Source organism: Pseudomonas sp. Irchel s3f19 (assembly GCF_900187555.1).
Classification (GTDB): domain Bacteria; phylum Pseudomonadota; class Gammaproteobacteria; order Pseudomonadales; family Pseudomonadaceae; genus Aquipseudomonas; species Aquipseudomonas capeferrum.
Window position 1 is genome coordinate 75,635 of the sequence record NZ_FYDW01000013.1, and the last position, 13,546, is coordinate 89,180.

At 61.4% G+C, this 13,546-nt stretch carries 15 protein-coding genes; 4 read left to right on the top strand and 11 right to left on the bottom strand.

Annotated features, from left to right (window positions below):
* Nucleotide 1 precedes the first annotated feature (1 nt).
* The 9 genes from ybgC to CKW22_RS22895 all read right to left on the bottom strand — a co-directional run bounded on the left by ybgC (nucleotide 2) and on the right by CKW22_RS22895 (nucleotide 7,086).
* Entirely contained in the window at nucleotides 2-454 is a 453-nt protein-coding gene (gene ybgC, locus CKW22_RS22855; RefSeq protein WP_033699843.1) for a tol-pal system-associated acyl-CoA thioesterase, read from the bottom strand.
* Nucleotides 455-579: 125 nt separating this feature from the next.
* Nucleotides 580-1,626 carry a Holliday junction branch migration DNA helicase RuvB gene (gene ruvB / locus CKW22_RS22860; protein WP_033699844.1) on the bottom strand — a complete coding sequence of 349 codons (1,047 nt, stop codon included), beginning with the start codon at nucleotides 1,624-1,626 and terminating at the stop codon, nucleotides 580-582.
* Nucleotides 1,623-2,240 carry a Holliday junction branch migration protein RuvA gene (gene ruvA, locus CKW22_RS22865; RefSeq protein WP_033699845.1) on the bottom strand — a complete coding sequence of 206 codons (618 nt, stop codon included), beginning with the start codon at nucleotides 2,238-2,240 and terminating at the stop codon, nucleotides 1,623-1,625. Before ruvA ends, ruvB begins: the two co-directional genes overlap by 4 nt.
* Before the next feature lie 109 nt (nucleotides 2,241-2,349).
* Nucleotides 2,350-2,874: a crossover junction endodeoxyribonuclease RuvC gene (ruvC, locus tag CKW22_RS22870; protein ID WP_033699846.1), complete on the bottom strand. Its 525-nt coding sequence runs from the start codon at nucleotides 2,872-2,874 to the stop codon at nucleotides 2,350-2,352.
* A gap of 187 nt (nucleotides 2,875-3,061) precedes the next feature.
* Nucleotides 3,062-3,808 carry a YebC/PmpR family DNA-binding transcriptional regulator gene (locus CKW22_RS22875; protein WP_033699847.1) on the bottom strand — a complete coding sequence of 249 codons (747 nt, stop codon included), beginning with the start codon at nucleotides 3,806-3,808 and terminating at the stop codon, nucleotides 3,062-3,064.
* 113 nt (nucleotides 3,809-3,921) lie between these two features.
* Complete coding sequence (aspS, locus tag CKW22_RS22880) at nucleotides 3,922-5,697, bottom strand: aspartate--tRNA ligase (protein WP_033699848.1); 1,776 nt, start codon at nucleotides 5,695-5,697, stop codon at nucleotides 3,922-3,924.
* Between the two features lie 93 nt (nucleotides 5,698-5,790).
* The gene (locus tag CKW22_RS22885) at nucleotides 5,791-6,012 is read right to left on the bottom strand and encodes an FmdB family zinc ribbon protein (protein WP_033699849.1); all 222 of its coding nucleotides are present in this window, start codon (nucleotides 6,010-6,012) and stop codon (nucleotides 5,791-5,793) included.
* 92 nt (nucleotides 6,013-6,104) lie between these two features.
* Complete coding sequence (locus CKW22_RS22890) at nucleotides 6,105-6,434, bottom strand: ribbon-helix-helix domain-containing protein (protein WP_033700215.1); 330 nt, start codon at nucleotides 6,432-6,434, stop codon at nucleotides 6,105-6,107.
* Nucleotides 6,435-6,612: 178 nt separating this feature from the next.
* On the bottom strand, nucleotides 6,613-7,086 hold the full coding sequence (locus CKW22_RS22895) for a Dps family protein (protein ID WP_033699851.1): 474 nt from the start codon (nucleotides 7,084-7,086) through the stop codon (nucleotides 6,613-6,615).
* Nucleotides 7,087-7,364: 278 nt separating this feature from the next.
* Between CKW22_RS22895 and CKW22_RS28040 the strand changes: the two genes are divergently transcribed.
* Complete coding sequence (locus CKW22_RS28040; protein WP_033699853.1) at nucleotides 7,365-7,958, top strand: cold-shock protein; 594 nt, start codon at nucleotides 7,365-7,367, stop codon at nucleotides 7,956-7,958.
* A 38-nt stretch (nucleotides 7,959-7,996) separates the two neighbouring features.
* Here CKW22_RS28040 and CKW22_RS22905 read toward each other — a convergent pair whose 3' ends face one another.
* Together CKW22_RS22905 and CKW22_RS22910 are read right to left on the bottom strand one after the other, a co-directional pair.
* Nucleotides 7,997-8,203, bottom strand: coding sequence for a SlyX family protein (locus CKW22_RS22905; RefSeq protein ID WP_033699854.1), 207 nt, complete (start codon nucleotides 8,201-8,203; stop codon nucleotides 7,997-7,999).
* Between the two features lies 1 nt (nucleotide 8,204).
* Nucleotides 8,205-8,624 carry an HIT domain-containing protein gene (locus CKW22_RS22910; RefSeq protein ID WP_033699855.1) on the bottom strand — a complete coding sequence of 140 codons (420 nt, stop codon included), beginning with the start codon at nucleotides 8,622-8,624 and terminating at the stop codon, nucleotides 8,205-8,207.
* A 764-nt stretch (nucleotides 8,625-9,388) separates the two neighbouring features.
* Between CKW22_RS22910 and CKW22_RS22915 the strand changes: the two genes are divergently transcribed.
* The 3 genes from CKW22_RS22915 (at nucleotide 9,389) to CKW22_RS22925 (ending at nucleotide 13,522) form a co-directional block, all read left to right on the top strand.
* Nucleotides 9,389-10,672: an OprD family porin gene (locus CKW22_RS22915; RefSeq protein WP_033699857.1), complete on the top strand. Its 1,284-nt coding sequence runs from the start codon at nucleotides 9,389-9,391 to the stop codon at nucleotides 10,670-10,672.
* 160 nt (nucleotides 10,673-10,832) lie between these two features.
* Entirely contained in the window at nucleotides 10,833-12,548 is a 1,716-nt protein-coding gene (locus CKW22_RS22920; RefSeq protein ID WP_033699858.1) for a proline--tRNA ligase, read from the top strand.
* Nucleotides 12,549-12,568: 20 nt separating this feature from the next.
* The gene (locus CKW22_RS22925) at nucleotides 12,569-13,522 is read left to right on the top strand and encodes a lipoprotein (protein WP_033699859.1); all 954 of its coding nucleotides are present in this window, start codon (nucleotides 12,569-12,571) and stop codon (nucleotides 13,520-13,522) included.
* Nucleotides 13,523-13,546 lie beyond the last annotated feature (24 nt).

Sequence of the window (13,546 nt, forward strand, 5' to 3'; positions counted from 1 at the left end):
CTTATTCTCCTGCATTCGATTGAGTACCCGAGCCGTCCGCCATAAAGGCGTCGCGCAGCTTGGGGGGTATGGCTCGGGGTTTGAAAGTGTCGGCGCGCACGGCGGCCACCAGGAACTGCCCCTCGCAGAGCAGCGTTTCATCCTTTTCCCGCCAGACCTGCTGCACGAAGCGCAGGCTGGCACGATTGAGTTCAAGTACTTGCGCGGTGACCCGTAGCTCATCGTCCAGCCGCGCCGGCGCGTGATAGCGCGCCTCGCTGGAATGGACCACGAACAACAGGTTTTCACCGGCCAGCTGCGACTGGGAAAAGCCCAGGTGCCGCAACCGCTCGGTACGCGCGCGCTCCATGAATTTCAGGTAGTTGACGTAATACACCACGCCGCCCGCATCGGTGTCTTCGTAATAGACGCGACAACGGTGGGCGAACGGTTCGAGCTGATTTTGCGCGCGCATACTCTAGTGCTTACTCCTCAGCTTGCCAATCCGCTGCGGCAACTGTTTTTTCTTCATTAATGTCTTATTGCCAGCGCGCCTGTGGCATGCCAGCGGTAGGACCACAAAAAGCCGGTTTTGATCTGTCATTCATCGCCTGGCTCGGAAAAATCACTACCCTCCCCCAGGCGCCCGGGAACATTCAGGCCAAAGTGCAGGTAGGCATGCCGGGTGACCACACGGCCGCGCGGCGTGCGCATGATGTAACCCTGCTGGATCAGGTAGGGCTCGAGCACGTCCTCGATGGTGTGACGCTCTTCGCTGATGGCTGCCGCAAGGTTGTCTACCCCCACCGGGCCACCGTCGAATTTCTCGATCATGGTCAACAGCAGGCGGCGGTCGGAGTGGTCGAAACCACGCTCGTCGACGTCAAGCAGGTTCAGCGCAAGGTCTGCCACGGCCTTGGTGATCTGGCCCTTGCCGCGCACCTCGGCGTAGTCGCGCACACGGCGCAGCAAGCGGTTGGCGATACGTGGCGTGCCACGGGCACGCCGGGCGATCTCGAAGGCGCCCTGGTCTTCGATGACCAGGCCCAGGATACCGGCGGAACGGCTGACAATGGTCGCCAGGTCCTTGTCGCTGTAGAACTCCAGGCGCTGAACAATGCCGAAACGGTCCCGCAAGGGGTTGGTCAGCATGCCGGCACGGGTGGTGGCCCCCACCAGGGTGAAGGGCGGCAGGTCGAGCTTGATCGAACGTGCGGCGGGCCCCTCGCCGATCATGATGTCGAGCTGGAAGTCTTCCATTGCCGGGTAGAGCACCTCTTCGACGACCGGTGAAAGCCGGTGAATTTCGTCGATGAACAGCACGTCATGGGGCTCAAGGTTGGTCAGCATCGCCGCCAGGTCGCCCGGGCGCTCGAGAATTGGCCCCGAGGTACTCTTGACCGACACGCCCATTTCCTGGGCGATGATGTTGGCCAGGGTGGTCTTGCCCAGCCCTGGCGGGCCGAAGATCAAGGTATGGTCAAGCGACTCGCTGCGGCCACGCGCGGCCTGGATGAACAGCGCCATCTGCTCGCGCACCACGGGCTGCCCGATGTAGTCATCCAGGCGCAAGGGGCGGATCGCGCGGTCCTGGACCTCTTCGCGGTCACGCCCACTGGCGGCGATCAGACGGTCGGCTTCGATCACTTGGTAATCATCCCTTTGAGGCTGCGGCGGATCAGCTCTTCACTGCTCAGGCCGGCCTTGTCCTTGATGGCGGACACTGCCTTGCTGGCTTCCTGGGGTTTGTAGCCCAGGGAAACCAATGCACTGACCGCATCGGCCTCGGCCGAGGAGTCGCCGCTGGCCGGTACCGGCCCGTCGGACACCAGGGTGAACATGGCCGGCGAGGTCTCCCAGGCCTTGAAGCGGTCCTTGAGTTCGACCAGCAGGCGTTCGGCGGTCTTCTTGCCAACACCCGGCACGCGCACCAGGGCCGAGGTGTCCTGGGCCTGCACGCAGCGCACCAACTCGTCGGCTTCCAGGCCCGACATCAATGCCAGCGCCAGCTTCGGCCCGACGCCATTGAGGCGAATGAGTTCGCGGAACAGTTCGCGCTCGCGCTTTTCGTGGAAGCCATAGAGCAAGTGGGCGTCTTCACGTACCACCAGGTGGGTGTGCACGGTCACCGTTTCGCCAACCTTGGGCAGGCGATACAGGGTGGTCATGGGCACTTCCAGCTCGTAGCCCACGCCATTGACGTCGATAATCAGGTGCGGCGGTTGTTTTTCCGCCAGGGTGCCGCGCAAACGTCCAATCACGTTCCGATCCTTCCTCTCGGGGAGCCGGTCAAAGACCGCTCAACCCTATCAGCAAATGCGCCGGGTGAGCTTGCCACCCGAACAAAATGTGTATCAGCGCATGAAGCGCTTACAGACGCAAGCGCCCACCGCGTCGGCGTGCCGTGGCCAAGCCATGTGGCACCAGGCTGGAGCGGGTATGGGCATGGCACAGGGCGATGGCGAGGGCGTCGGAGGCGTCGATCTGCGGCTTTTGCGTCAGCTTGAGCAGGTGCATGACCATCATCATCACTTGCTCCTTGTTGGCACCGCCCGTGCCCGCGACGGCCTGCTTGACCTGGGTGGCGCTGTATTCGGCGATTTCCAGCCCCGCCTCGGCCGCCGCCACGATCGCCGCACCGCGGGCCTGGCCGAGCTTGAGCGCCGAGTCGGGGTTGCGGGCCATGAACACACGTTCGATGCCCATGGTTACCGGTTCGTGCAGCCTGATGACCTCGCCGACACCGCGAAAGACGATCTGCAGACGTTCATGCAACTCGCCACTGCCCGTGCGGATACAACCCGACGCCACATACTCGCAACCACGGGCCGTTTGGCGAACCACGCCGTAACCGGTGATCCGCGAGCCGGGGTCGATACCAAGAATCAGAGTCATAACGCCTGTCGTATTTAGGGATGCATTTTTGCAAACTGCACCGGCCCTTTCGCGGGGCAAGCCCGCCCCCACAGGTACCCCGCTGGCCTTAAGGATGGCAGGGACCTGTGGGAGCGGGCTCGCCCCGCGAAAGGGCCGGTACAGACGCTGAAAAACTCACATGCCGGGCTTGATCCGCCAGCACACCTTAGCCGAGTTTTTCCATGATCTCGTCAGAAATCTGCGCATTGGAATAGACGTTCTGCACGTCGTCCAGGTCCTCGAGCATGTCGATCAGCTTGAGCACCTTTTCTGCGCCTTCCAGGTCGAGATCGGCGCTGGTGGTCGGCTGCATGACGATTTCGGCGTCATTGGCATTGAAGCCGGCCTCTTCCAGGGCATTACGCACAGCGTAGAAGCTGTTGAAGGAAGTGAAGACGTCGAACGAGCCATCGTCATTGCTCACCACGTCGTCGGCATCGGCCTCCATCGCGGCTTCCATCAAGGCGTCTTCATCCACGCCCGGCGCGAAGCTGATCTGGCCCTTGCGCTCGAACAGGTAGGCCACCGAGCCATCGGTACCGAGGTTGCCACCACACTTGGTGAAGGCATGACGCACGGCCGCGGCAGTACGGTTGCGGTTGTCGGTCATGGCCTCGACCATGATCGCCACGCCACCTGGGCCGTAACCCTCGTAGCTGAGCTCTTCGACGTTGTCGCTTTCGTTGGTGCCAGCACCACGGGCAACAGCGCGGTCGATGATATCGCGGCTCATGTTGGCGCCAAGGGCCTTGTCCAGCGCCAGACGCAGGCGCGGGTTGGACGCCGGGTCACCGCCGCCCTGCTTGGCTGCAACAGTCAGCTCGCGGATCCACTTGGTAAAGACCTTGCCTCTCTTGGCATCCTGGCGCTCTTTGCGGTGCTTGATGTTCGCCCACTTGGAATGACCAGCCATAACGACTCCAAATTCTTTGAAACACAAACAATTGCGCCCCTGACGGGGCGCAACGACAAAAAACCTGCGCCGTAACGCAAAGGCGCATCCATGTGGATGCGCCTGGGGCCCGCTTACTCGACCTTGGTCTGTTCGCGCAGGCGGATGTGCAGCTCGCGCAAGGCCTTGGCGTCGACCATGCCTGGGGCCTGGGTCATGACGCAGGCAGCGCTCTGGGTTTTCGGGAAGGCGATCACTTCACGGATCGACTGGGCGCCGGTCATCAGCATGACCAGGCGATCCAGGCCGAAGGCCAGGCCACCGTGAGGCGGGGCGCCGAACTTCAGGGCGTCGAGCAGGAAGCCGAACTTCTCTTCCTGTTCTGCCGCTTCGATACCCAGCAGACGGAACACCGCCTGTTGCATCTCTTTGCGGTGGATACGGATCGAGCCGCCACCCAGTTCGGTGCCGTTCAGCACCATGTCGTAAGCACGCGACAGCGCGGTGGCCGGGTTGGCCTCCAGCTCTTGCGGGGAGCACTTCGGTGCAGTGAACGGGTGGTGCAGCGCAGTGAAGCTGCCGTCGTCGTTCTCTTCGAACATCGGGAAGTCGACAACCCACATCGGCGCCCATTCGCAGGTGTGCAGGTTGAAGTCGTTACCCACCTTGATCCGCAGCGCGCCCAGGGCTTCGCTGACGATCTTGGCCTTGTCGGCGCCGAAGAACACGATGTCGCCGTCGACTGCGCCCACGCGATCAAGGATCACGTTGAGGTTGGCCTCAGGGATGTTCTTGACGATCGGCGACTGCAGGCCTTCGACGCCTTTGGCGCGCTCGTTGACCTTGATGTACGCCAGGCCCTTGGCACCGTAGATGCCGACGAACTTGGTGTACTCGTCGATCTTGCTGCGCGGCATGCTGGCGCCGCCTGGCAGACGCAGGGCGGTAACGCGGCACTTAGGATCGTTGGCCGGGCCTGCGAAGACCTTGAACTCGACGTCCTTGAGCTGATCGGCAACGTCGACCAGTTCCAGCGGGTTACGCAGGTCTGGCTTGTCGGAACCGTAACGGCGCATGGCTTCTTCGAAGGTCATGTGCGGGAATTCACCGAACTCCAGGTCCAGGACTTCCTTGAACAGCTTGCGGATCATGCTCTCGGTGAGGCCCATGATCTCGGCTTCATCGAGGAAGCTGGTCTCGATGTCGATCTGGGTGAATTCCGGCTGGCGGTCAGCACGCAGGTCTTCGTCACGGAAGCATTTGGCGATCTGGTAGTAACGGTCGAAACCGGCAACCATCAGCAACTGTTTGAACAGCTGGGGCGACTGCGGCAGGGCAAAGAAGCTGCCAGCGTGGGTGCGGCTCGGCACCAGGTAGTCACGCGCGCCTTCTGGGGTGGCGCGGGTGAGGATCGGCGTCTCGACGTCAAGGAAGCCGTTCTCGTCGAGGAAGCGACGGATGCTGCTGGTGATGCGCGAACGCAGACGCAGCTTGTCGGCCATTTCCGGACGACGCAGGTCGATGAAGCGGTAGCGCAGGCGGGTTTCCTCGCCGACGTCGGAGTATTCGTTGAGCGGGAACGGCGGCGTTTCGGCCTCGTTGAGCACCTGCAGTTCGTAGCCCAGCACTTCGATGCCACCGGAGGCCATGTTCGGGTTGACCGCGCCTTCCGGACGGCGGCGTACCTTGCCGGTGATCTGCACGACGTACTCGCTGCGCACACGGTCGGCGGCAGCGAAGGTTTCGGCGCGATCAGGGTCGAATACGACCTGGGCCATGCCCTCGCGGTCACGGATGTCGAGGAAGATCACCCCGCCGTGGTCGCGGCGACGATGGACCCAGCCGCAAAGGGTGACTTCCTGGCCGTCCAGGCTCTCGTTCAGTTGGCCGCAATAATGGCTGCGCATCATGATGGTGGTTTCGCTTCTCGTGATTCGTGTATTCGGTGGAGGCCTTGGCCGCCCAGAGGGCTAATACTGCAAGACCCGGTCACAGCATTCAACTCAGTCGGCCTTGTCGCCGCCTGCCAGATTCTTTTTTGCCCCGGTCTTGAAGTCGGTTTCGTACCAACCGGTGCCGCTCAGGCGAAAGCCTGGGACAGACAGCAGCTTCTTCAGTGCCGGCGCCTGACAGGCCGGGCAATCGGTCAGCGGCGCGGCGCTGATCTTCTGCAGCGCTTCCATGCGGTGCTCGCAGGACGCACATTGATAGTCATAAAGGGGCATGGGTGTCTCTCGTCAACCATAACGCTGGCTGCCGGGGCAGCAAAAAGCGGGATTATATATGGTTAGCAAGCACTGCGCAGCCCGCCTGGCGATCAGCGTGCACTCGGCGGGTCGAGCAGCCAGGCGACGCAGATCACGCGGATCAGGCCGCTGAAGTTGCGTACCCCACCCTGGCGCAGATGTACCTCGCGGTCCACATACGACAGCACCGCACTGACCGAACAGCGGTTGGCCTCGGCGATACGCTCCAGAATGCCCCAGTAGACTGCTTCCAGCCGCAGGCAGGTTGAAAACCCATTGAGCCGGACCGAGCGTGACACCGGCCTGATCTGCAGCATGTCGAAATCGGCCTTGAAGGGGTCGACGCATTGCTTGCCTGGCCACCCCCCCTGACCAGCGCCCCGCTTGTCCACCTGCCACATACTCGCCATCGGGCCACTCCATCCATCGCCTGTCATTGCCCTGCACCCAGGGCTACGGCAGCCATGAAGCGCCAGCCTGCGCATCCGCAGCAGCGGCAAAACCTTCCCGCAGAAATGCAGAAAGCCCGGTTGCCGTGACGGCAACCGGGCTTTTCAGGCATTTCTGACGCTACGGCGGCTATTTACCGTCAAGCAACACGCGCAGCATCCAGGCAGTCTTTTCGTGTACCTGCATGCGCTGGGTCAGCAAGTCGGCGGTCGGCTCATCGCTGACCTTATCCACCACCGGGAAGATGCTGCGCGCCGTGCGCACGACCGCTTCCTGGCCTTGCACCAACTGACGGATCATCTCATCCGCCACCGGCACGCCCTCCTCCTCCTTGATCGAAGAATGCCGCGCATAAAATGCATAGGACCCCGGTGCCGGGAAGCCCAGGGCACGAATCCGCTCGGCGATCGAGTCGACCGCCAGGGCCAGCTCGTTGTATTGCTCTTCGAACATCAGGTGCAGGGTGCGAAACGAAGGGCCGGTGACGTTCCAATGAAAGTTATGGGTTTTCAGATACAGCACATAGGTATCCGACAACAGGCGCGACAGCCCGTCGACGATGGACTTGCGATCCTCTTCACTGATACCGATATCGATTGCCATGAAGTTCCCCTTTCCATAAGGCTTGATGATCAAGCGGGCCCTTGACACTGTATCAACACTTGGCAAAAGCCGCCTGTGACATGGCGCAACACATCGGCTGCGCAGACCTGCGGTTTGAGTAGCCTGCGCCTTTGCTGTTAAATAGGCAGGGTGCCACCCGTGCGGATTGTCATTGCCGGGTGCATAGGCTGGCCCATCACGTGTTCGCGCTTTACACCTCATGCGCACCGTGTCGCCAGCTCTTCCTGTGATCAGCTTGTCAACTGTGAGCCAACCCCATGTTCAAGATCGTCCACCTGGTGACGGGCGTAGCGGCTTTGCTGCTATCGCTCATGCCCAGCCTGAAAACCGATGCAACACCCTTCCTGCAGCAACCCGATGCGGTCTACCTGGCACTGCTCGGCCTGCTTAACCTGGTATTGGCCCCGGTCGTGCCGCTGTACTACCGAGGTGCACGGCAACAGCTGCAACACCTGGCTTGCGCCTTGCTGGTGGTCGCCGTGGTACTGCAGACACTGACCCTGCTGGCTCGCCCCGAGATGGGCAACCTGGCTGCACTGGTCTGCGCGGTGCTGGCCGTGGCCCTGCACCTGGCCGCAGGTTTCGCCCGTGCCCCCCGCAAGGCCCGCAACAGCCAGAGCGCCCCACTGGAGGCCGGCAACCGCGATACGGGCACCGTGAAGTGGTTCAATACCTCCAAAGGCTTTGGCTTTATTTCCCGCGATTCGGGCGATGACATCTTCGTGCACTTTCGCGCTATTCGCGGCGAAGGCCACCGTATTCTGGTGGAAGGCCAGCGCGTCGAGTTTTCGGTCATGCACCGTGACAAAGGCCTGCAGGCCGAAGATGTGGTGGCAGTAACCCGGCGCTGACCTTGCCAGCCCTGGTGCAATGCCAGGGCTGCCTGAACTCAATAATGAGGGGGCGGCGCCTCTTCTCCCTCGCTGCCGTACTGCCCTACCATTTCTTCGTAACGCTTGAGCAGTTCGGCCATCTGCAGTTGCAAGCGGTCGATCACACGCCCCTGCTCGACCACCACATCATTCAACGCCTGGAGCGTGTCGTCCTGGAACGCCTGGCGGGTTTCAAGCTCGATAATTCGCGATTCAGGTGTCATATCAGGCCTCCTGGTAATCGTTGTCGAGCAGCGTGCGAAGGCGTTGACGAATGGCGTCGACCTGCCCAGGCGCATACTCGCCCGCAGGCACCCTGCCCCACACCGGCGCAGGCCAGGCCACATCGCCATGGCGGCGAACGATGACATGCATGTGCAACTGGCTGACCACATTGCCCAGTGTGGCAACGTTCATCTTGTCAGCCTTGAACTCACCCTTGAGCGCCTGCGCCAGGTCCGTGGTTTCCTTGAACAGCTGGGCCTGGTCTTCCTGACTCAAGTCGAACACTTCGCTCACGCCGGCGCGCCTGGGCACCAGGATGAACCAGGGGTAATTGGCATCTTTGCTGAGCAGCAGACGGCACAACGGGAAGTCTCCAAGCACCAGGCAATCCTGCTGCAAACGCGTATCCATCTCAAACACTGCAAAACCTCCAACAAACAAAAACGGGCCCGCCCTACACGGGGCATCAGGCAAGGATACCTTGCTTCGCAGGCGCCGGCATGCAAGCGCTGCCCTGCGCTGCACACTTTAAGTTCATCCATGCCCGCCGCCTGCACAACGGCGGTAACACAGCGCTACTTTTCGCACCAAAATGAGGCCGCAAACGAGCACACCACTACGCTTTTACCCACTCGAATGACACTGCATTAACAGTGGCCGGTAACACATTGACTTTTATGACAGCTTTTGGGTTTGAAACGCCTAACTTATCTGGCACACCATCAGACAAGCTTCAGCCCGTGTTTCCGGTACTTTCCGACCTTCGGCACCCCCATTTGTGAAAATTTCATGAACCGGGGTTAATTTTGTGCACGCTTGTTGCATTCCCTCCACACCAAGTCGGCACGACATCTGCATCAAGGGATGTACGCGACAAATAACAACAGCCGCTTTGGATACACCAGGGAGTTTCCCTAGCCGGAATCTGTAGTTACAGATTCGTTACGGTGACAGGAACGGCGCTGGCGTTGTACGGCCCGGGAATCCGGGACGTGATTTGCGACATGGAATTACCTACAAGCGACATGACCATAAAGTTCCCGAAAGGTTCTATATGCCCATATCGCCAACAACAGTCAGCGTGCTATACATTTCCGCCGACATAACAAGAAAGAGCTGCCCCATATAACTAAAAGACTTGGGCGCAGCGGTACTCTTCCTAAAAACCAAAGGAGCAAATCACGATGCGCGTGATGAAGTGGAGCATGATCGCCCTGGCCGTTTCGGCAGGGACCTCGCAATTGGCCTTCGCCTCTGCACAAGACGAGTCCAAGGGTTTCATCGAAGACAGCCAGCTGAACGTCAAAACTCGCATGCTGTACTTCAGCCGTGACTTCCGCAACAACCCAGCCGGCACCCAGAGCCGCGTGGAAGAAACCGGCCTTGGCTTCCTCGGCACTTACGAATCGGGCTTCACCCAGGGCACCGTAGGCTTCGGCGTCGACGCCATCGGCATGCTCGGTCTGAAGCTGGACAGCGGCCGTGGCCGTGCCGGCACCGGCCTGTTCCCACAAGGCTCCGACGGTCGCTCGCAAGATGATTACTCCGAAGGCGGTGGCGCTGTAAAAATGCGCATCTCCAATACCGTGCTGAAGTTCGGCGACCAGTTCACCGCCATGCCTGTATTCGCCACCGACGACAGCCGACTGCTGCCGGAAGTTGCCGAAGGCGGCCTGATCACCAGCAACGAGATCAGCGGCCTGACCCTGAACGCCGGTCACTTCACCGCGATGAATGCCCAGGCTCAGACCTACCACGACAGCCTGAATCTGAGCGAAGCCAACATCTTCGGTGGCACCTACGCCTTTACCGACAGCCTCAGCACCAGCATCTACTACTCGCGCGTCGAAGATCACTTCCGCAAGTGGTACGGCAACGTGAACTGGGCGCTGCCGATCAGCGACAAGCAAGGCCTGGTGTTCGACTTCAACATCTATGACACCAAGTCCATCGGCGACAACCGCACTGGCGCGTTCGTCACCAAGTCCGACGGCAGCAACGAACTCGACAACATCGCAGCCAGCCTGTCCGGCGCCTACAACATCGGCGCCCACACCTTTACCCTGGCCTACCAGAAGGTCAGCGGTGACGGCGACTACGCCTACGGCGTAGACGGCGGCGGTACAGTGTTCCTGGCCAACTCCATCGCCCGTTCCGACTTCAACGCCGAAGACGAGAAGTCCTGGCAGGCACGCTACGACCTGAACTTCGCCGAGTTCGGCGTACCAGGCCTGACCTTCATGACCCGTTATGCTCGCGGTAGCGGTGCAACCACCCGCACCACCGACAACGGCAAGGAATGGGAACGCGACATCGACGTCAAGTACGTGATGCAGAGCGGCCCAGCGAAGGACCTGAGCTTCCGTGTCCGTCAGGCCACTTACCGTTCCAGCGACGGTGTGTACTACGGTTCGAGCTCGATCGACGAACTGCGTCTGATCGTCGAGTACCCGCTGAGCATCCTGTAAGCCTCGCTTATAGTGCCCCGCACCTGAAAAAGCCCGGCACGATTGCCGGGCTTTTTCTTGGCTGACATTTGCCACGCCCTGGGGCATCCTGTACGCCTTCGTTTCGCCCCCGTACAATGCGGGGTCATTTCAACGTCTTAGGCAATCGACACGGCCCACCATGCGCACCAGTCAATATTTGCTCGCCACCCAGAAAGAAACCCCTGCCGACGCAGTGGTCATCAGCCACCAGCTCATGCTGCGCGCCGGCATGATCCGCAAACTGGCCTCGGGCCTGTACACCTGGCTGCCGATGGGCTTGCGAGTAATGCGCAAGGTCGAAGCCGTGGTCCGCGAAGAAATGAACGCCGCCGGCGCCCTGGAAGTGCTGATGCCAAGCATCCAGCCCGCCGAACTGTGGCAGGAATCCGGCCGCTGGGAGCAGTATGGCCCCGAGCTGCTGCGCCTCAAAGACCGCCACAACCGTGATTTCTGCGTTGGCCCGACCCACGAAGAAGTCATCACCGACCTGGCCCGTAACGAGCTGTCCAGCTATAAACAGCTGCCGCTCAACATGTACCAGATCCAGACCAAATTCCGTGACGAGATCCGCCCGCGCTTCGGCCTGATGCGCGGCCGCGAGTTCATCATGAAGGACGCCTACTCCTTCCATGCCGACCAGGCTTCCCTTCAGGAAACCTACGACCGCATGCACCAGGCGTACACCAACATCTTTACCCGCCTGGGCCTGGACTTCCGCCCGGTGCAGGCCGATACCGGCTCCATCGGTGGCAGCTATTCGCACGAATTCCACGTGTTAGCCGAGTCCGGCGAAGACGATGTGATCTTCAGCGACAGCTCCGACTACGCCGCCAACATCGAGAAGGCCGAGGCCATCCCGCGTGAAACCGTGCGCCCTGCCCCTGCCGAGGAGCTGCGCCTGGTCGACACCCCGGACGCCAAGACCATCGCGCAACTGGTCGAGCAGTTCGGCCTGCCGATCGAGAAAACCGTCAAGACCTTGATCGTGCGCGGCGCCGAAGAAGGCAAGCTGATCGCCCTGATCGTCCGTGGTGACCACGAGCTCAACGAAATCAAGGCCACCAAACTGGAACAGGTTGCCGACCCGCTGGTCATGGCCACCGAAGCCGAACTGCACGACGCCATTGGCGCCGGCGCAGGTTCGCTCGGCCCGCTGAACCTGCCGCTGGAATGCATCATCGACCGTTCGGTTGCCCTGATGAGCGACTTCGGCATTGGCGCCAACATCGACGACAAGCACTACTTCGGCGTCAACTGGGAACGCGACCTGCCGGTACCGCAAGTCGCCGACCTGCGCAATGTCGTCGAAGGCGACCCGAGCCCGGACGGCCAGGGCACCCTGGTGATCAAGCGCGGCATCGAAGTCGGGCACATCTTCCAGCTCGGCACCAAGTACAGCGAGGCGCTCAAGTGCCAGGTACTGGGCGAGAACGGCAAGCCGGTGGTGCTGTCGATGGGTTGCTACGGCATCGGCGTTTCCCGCGTGGTCGCCGCCGCGATCGAGCAGAGCTACGACGACAAAGGCATCATCTGGAACGATGCCCTGGCGCCCTTCCAGATCGCCCTGGTGCCGCTGCGCTACGAAACCGACGTGGTTCGCGAGGCTACCGACAAGCTGTATGCCGAGCTGACCGCCGCCGGTTTTGAAGTGTTGCTGGACGACCGCGACAAGAAGACCAGCCCAGGCATCAAGTTTGCCGACATGGAGCTGATCGGCATCCCGCACCGCATCGTCGTCAGCGACCGCGGGCTGGCCGAAGGCAACCTGGAATACAAGCACCGCACCGAACAGGATGCTCAAGCGCTGCCACTCAATGAAGTGCTGTCGTTCCTGCAGGCCCGCGTTCGCCGCTGATAATCAATGCACGAGTGATCATGTCCAAGCGAAGTACCTTTACCCTGGGGGGCGCCGCACTTAGCGGCGCCCTGCTCATCAGCGGCTGCGCCAACCAGATGTCCCAGCGCAGCGAGCATGAGGAGCGCGTCGAGCGCAAGTTGCTCGAACACAGTCTGCAGATCGATGTCGGCGAGCCGAAGGTGATGGAGCTGCCGCAACGACGTGTGCGCGTGCATGAGCAGAAGCGCTTCGAAGTCACCGAATTCGAAGTCACCCGTCGCTACGACCGCTACACGCCCTACCAGCCCTGGCGGGAGGTCTACGAGATCCCGCTGGGCGCGGTGGCTGTGGTGGCCGGCGTGGGCGCCAACGTGGTCAATGTGTTCGCCTTGGGCAACCTGCCCGAAAGCGTGACCCACGACTGGCTCAGCTATGGCGTGGCGGGGCTCAACCCGTTCATGAACGTGCAGTCCAACGGTCGCGCCCAGCAGAACCTTGCCGGGATCAGCGAAGTGCAGAAGGACCAGCGCGAAGAATCCACCAGCCTGCCCTGGAGCGAGCGCCTGGTCGAGGTCAAGGCCGGCAAGATGACCCACGAGCTGACCACCGACAGAAACGGCGTACTGCGCCTGAACCTGCTCGACAGCCCGTTCTCCGAGCAGAACCTCAACCACATTGGTACCCTGCACTTGCAGGTGGTGGATGAGGACAACGCGGTGCGCGGTGACGCCAGCCTGCTGGTCAGCGCCACCCTGCGCAACAAGCTGCTCGAAGCCCACGAACTGATCTTCGACGACCTGGAAGACGATGATGTCGGCCAGTGGGTACACCGGGTCAAACGCCTGTCCGAACTGGGCCTGGAAGAGGAAGCCAGCGAAATGGAGCAGAGCCTGATCGAGCTGACGCGCAACGATCCGGAACTGCAGCAGGAATTTCTGCAGTCGCTGACCAAGGCAACCGGGCGATTGGTCGCCGACCCTGGCGTGCAGTGAACTGATTCAGGGGCCGCTTTGCGG

Coding starts and splice junctions, on each gene's coding strand:
- ybgC (WP_033699843.1), bottom strand. CDS start 454: ATGCGCGCGCAAAATCAGCTCGAACCGTTCGCCCACCGTTGTCGCGTC.
- ruvC (WP_033699846.1), bottom strand. CDS start 2,874: ATGACTCTGATTCTTGGTATCGACCCCGGCTCGCGGATCACCGGTTAC.
- CKW22_RS22875 (WP_033699847.1), bottom strand. CDS start 3,808: ATGGCTGGTCATTCCAAGTGGGCGAACATCAAGCACCGCAAAGAGCGC.
- aspS (WP_033699848.1), bottom strand. CDS start 5,697: ATGATGCGCAGCCATTATTGCGGCCAACTGAACGAGAGCCTGGACGGC.
- CKW22_RS22885 (WP_033699849.1), bottom strand. CDS start 6,012: ATGCCCCTTTATGACTATCAATGTGCGTCCTGCGAGCACCGCATGGAA.
- CKW22_RS22890 (WP_033700215.1), bottom strand. CDS start 6,434: ATGTGGCAGGTGGACAAGCGGGGCGCTGGTCAGGGGGGGTGGCCAGGC.
- CKW22_RS22895 (WP_033699851.1), bottom strand. CDS start 7,086: ATGGCAATCGATATCGGTATCAGTGAAGAGGATCGCAAGTCCATCGTC.
- CKW22_RS28040 (WP_033699853.1), top strand. CDS start 7,365: ATGTTCAAGATCGTCCACCTGGTGACGGGCGTAGCGGCTTTGCTGCTA.
- CKW22_RS22905 (WP_033699854.1), bottom strand. CDS start 8,203: ATGACACCTGAATCGCGAATTATCGAGCTTGAAACCCGCCAGGCGTTC.
- CKW22_RS22915 (WP_033699857.1), top strand. CDS start 9,389: ATGCGCGTGATGAAGTGGAGCATGATCGCCCTGGCCGTTTCGGCAGGG.
- CKW22_RS22920 (WP_033699858.1), top strand. CDS start 10,833: ATGCGCACCAGTCAATATTTGCTCGCCACCCAGAAAGAAACCCCTGCC.
- CKW22_RS22925 (WP_033699859.1), top strand. CDS start 12,569: ATGTCCAAGCGAAGTACCTTTACCCTGGGGGGCGCCGCACTTAGCGGC.